The organism is Streptomyces bobili, assembly GCF_002154575.1.
Classification (GTDB): domain Bacteria; phylum Actinomycetota; class Actinomycetes; order Streptomycetales; family Streptomycetaceae; genus Streptomyces; species Streptomyces bobili.
Window position 1 is genome coordinate 1 of sequence record NZ_MUBA01000518.1, and the last position, 2,903, is coordinate 2,903.

Annotated in this window: 3 protein-coding genes and 1 pseudogene; 2 read left to right on the forward strand and 2 right to left on the reverse strand. The window is 75.8% G+C overall.

Annotated elements, in window-relative coordinates; translation table 11 throughout:
- A pseudogene (locus BZL64_RS32125) lies at nt 1–231 on the forward strand (MBL fold metallo-hydrolase); the annotation flags it as partial.
- Entirely contained in the window at nt 228–854 is a 627-nt protein-coding gene (locus BZL64_RS32130; RefSeq protein ID WP_086772650.1) for a DedA family protein, read from the forward strand. The pseudogene BZL64_RS32125 and the gene BZL64_RS32130, both read left to right, overlap by 4 nt.
- A 64-nt stretch (nt 855–918) precedes the next feature.
- Here BZL64_RS32130 and BZL64_RS32135 read toward each other — a convergent pair whose 3' ends face one another.
- Nucleotides 919–1,971, reverse strand: coding sequence for an MBL fold metallo-hydrolase (locus BZL64_RS32135; RefSeq protein WP_086772651.1), 1,053 nt, complete (start codon nt 1,969–1,971; stop codon nt 919–921).
- The coding region (locus BZL64_RS32140) for an aminotransferase class I/II-fold pyridoxal phosphate-dependent enzyme (RefSeq protein WP_086772652.1) at nt 1,968–2,903 on the reverse strand (936 nt) is incomplete at its 5' end. The genes BZL64_RS32140 and BZL64_RS32135, both read right to left, overlap by 4 nt.

Sequence of the window (2,903 nt, forward strand, 5' to 3'; positions counted from 1 at the left end):
GGGCACCTGGACGCGGGGCGGGCCGCGGAGGCGCTGGCCCGGCTGGCGCCTCGCAGTGCGGTGCCGGTGCACTACGGCACGTACTGGCCGATCGGGATGGACGCCGTGCGCCCCCATGAATTCCATGCGCCGGGTGAGGAGTTCGTGCGCCTGGCGGCGGAGCGCGCGCCGGATGTCGTGGTGCACCGGCTCGCGCACGGTGAGAGCGTGAGCCCCGAGGTGCGGCGATGATGGCGCTGGCCGCCGCCACGACGGCTCCGCCGGCGGAGTCGGCCCAACAGGCGCTCGGTTACCCGTCGTTGTTCCTGCTGGTGCTGATCGGCGCGCTGGTGCCGGTGGTGCCGACGGGGGCGCTGGTGAGTTCGGCGGCCGTGGTCGCCTTCCATCAGACGGCGCCCTTCTCGCTGGCGCTGGTGTTCGTGACGGCGTCGCTGGCCGCGTTCTGCGGGGACGCGACGCTGTACTGGCTGGGCCGGCGCGGGATGCGGTCGAGGAACGGCTCGCGCTGGCTGGCGGCGATCCGCTCGCGGGCCCCGGAGGAGCGGCTCGCACGGGCCCAGGAGAAGCTCGCCGACCACGGTACGGCGGTGCTGGTGCTGTCCCGGCTGGTGCCCGCCGGCCGCATCCCGGTCATGCTGGCGTGCCTGATGGCCGACTGGCCGCTGCGCCGGTTCGTGCGCGGGAACCTGCCGGCCTGCCTGGCGTGGGCGGTGACCTACCAGCTGATCGGGATCCTCGGCGGTTCGCTGTTCCCGGAGCCGTGGCAGGGCGTCGTCGCGGCGGTGGCGCTGACGCTGCTGATCAGCGTGGTGCCGGGACTGTGGCGCCGGGTGCGCGAGCGGCCGGCCGGGTGAGAGCCGCCGGCCGCGGGTGACGGAGGCGCCTCTTGAGACACCCGCGGCGCGGGGCGGCACGGCCCTACAGCACCCGTGAACCTCCCACCGGCATGTCCCACAGGTCCTCGCGGGCCAGGCCCGCCCGCCGCCAGGCGGCCCGCACGCGTGTGAGGGGTTCGAGGACGGGCTCCGCGGAGAGGACGAACGTGCCCCAGTGCATGGGCGCCATCCGGCGGGCCCCCACCTCACGGGCCGCCCGTACCGCCTCCTCCGGGTCGCAGTGGACGTCGCTGAGCCACCAGCGGGGGTCGTAGGCGCCGATGGGCAGCAGCGCCAGGTCGATGCCGGGGTAGCGCTGCCCGATGCGGGAGAACCAGTGGCCGTAGCCGGTGTCGCCCGCGAAGTAGACGCGCTGTCCGTCGGGGTCGGTGAGGATCCAGCCGCCCCACAGGGAGCGGCAGGTGTCGGTGAGGCTGCGCTTGGACCAGTGGTGGGCCGGTACGAAGTCGAAGCGGACGCCGGACAGTTCGGCCGCCTCCCACCAGTCCAGCTCGGTGACGCGGGTGAACCGGCGGCGCCGGAACCAGCGGCCGAGGCCGGCCGGCGCGAACACCGGGGTGTCGCGCGGGAGCCGGCGCAGGGTGGGGGCGTCGAGGTGGTCGTAGTGGTTGTGGCTGATGACGACGGCGTCGACGGCCGGCAGGCTCTCCCAGGGGACGCCGACGGGGGTGATCCGGGCCGGGGTGCCGATGATGCGGCGGGACCAGACCGGGTCGGTCAGGACGGTCAGGCCGCCGGCCCGCACCACCCAACTGGCGTGTCCCGCCCAGGTGACGGCGACGGTGCGGGTGTCGACGCGGGGCAGCGGGCCGGGCGCGAACGGCAGCCGCGGCACATCGGCGAGGCCCTCCTTCCCCGGTCGTACCGCGCCCTCGCGGGCGAAGCGGGCGAAGGCCTTGAGACCGGGCAGCGGGGCGGTCAGCCGGTCGTGGAAGGTGCGCGGCCACACCCGGTGTTCGCCCAGCGGGCGGGGCTCGGCGAGCGGCGGGACGGGCGAGGTCACAGGGGAGACGACCGGCGGGGTGCCGGTGTCCCGCACGGGCGTGGGGGTGGTCGACTCGGACTGCTGCGTCATCGAGGAGGCTCCCGTCGCTGAGCGTCGTCACGGAGATCGTCGAGGACCGACCTCAGATGGATCAACGCGCGTTCCACGTGTGGCAGTTCCAACGGGCTGGGCGACGTCAGGCATTCCGTGCGCTGCGCGTCCGTACCGCCCAGGAGGGGGCCCGTGCAGAGCCGTACGCGCAGCGCCCCGAGGTCGTCGCCGAAGCGGTGCCCGCCCGGCGCGGGCATGCCCAGCCGGGCCGTCAGGAGGTCCTCCAGGTCCTGCGCGTCGCCGACACCCCGCGCGGCCAACGGCTCGCGCAGCGGCCCGAGATCGGCGTACACGTGCCGGCCGGCGCGCGGCGGCAGCGCGAGACCGCCCACGGCGACGACGGCGGCGTGCACGGCGGCGGCCACACGCGCGTGCAGCCGTACGGCGCTCTCCACGCGCGCGGTGACGGGCTCGGGTTCGGTCAGGGCGAAGGCGGCGGCCGTGGCGACGGGGGCCGCCACGCGCGCGTCGAGCGCGGTGAGGACGTCGAGCACGCGCGCGTGGAGGTCGTCCCCGGTGGCGGTGTCGGGGAGGCGGGCGACGGCGGCGGGCCATCCCGAGGGAAGCAGGGCGCCCGCGAGGTCGCTGACGACGGTGACCCGGTCGGGGAGCATCTCGGCGGGAGAGACCAGGACCGTGTCCTGCGGGGCGTGCAGGGTGTCGCGCCAGGTCTCGTCGCTGATCAGGTGCAGGCCCTCGGCCGCGGCGGCCTCCACGGCCTCGTGCAGCACCTCGGGCGGGGCGACGGTGGCGGTGGGGTCGTCGGCGACGGACAGCACCAGCAGCCGCGGGTCGCCGCCCTCGGCGCGGACCCGCCGCACGGTCTCCAGGAGGGCGTAGGGGTCCGGGACGCCGCCGCACTCGGCGGGCGTGGGCACATGGAAGACGGGCCGGCCCAGCAGCCGCGCGTA

Coding starts and splice junctions, on each gene's coding strand:
- BZL64_RS32130 (WP_086772650.1), top strand. CDS start 228: ATGATGGCGCTGGCCGCCGCCACGACGGCTCCGCCGGCGGAGTCGGCC.
- BZL64_RS32135 (WP_086772651.1), bottom strand. CDS start 1,971: ATGACGCAGCAGTCCGAGTCGACCACCCCCACGCCCGTGCGGGACACC.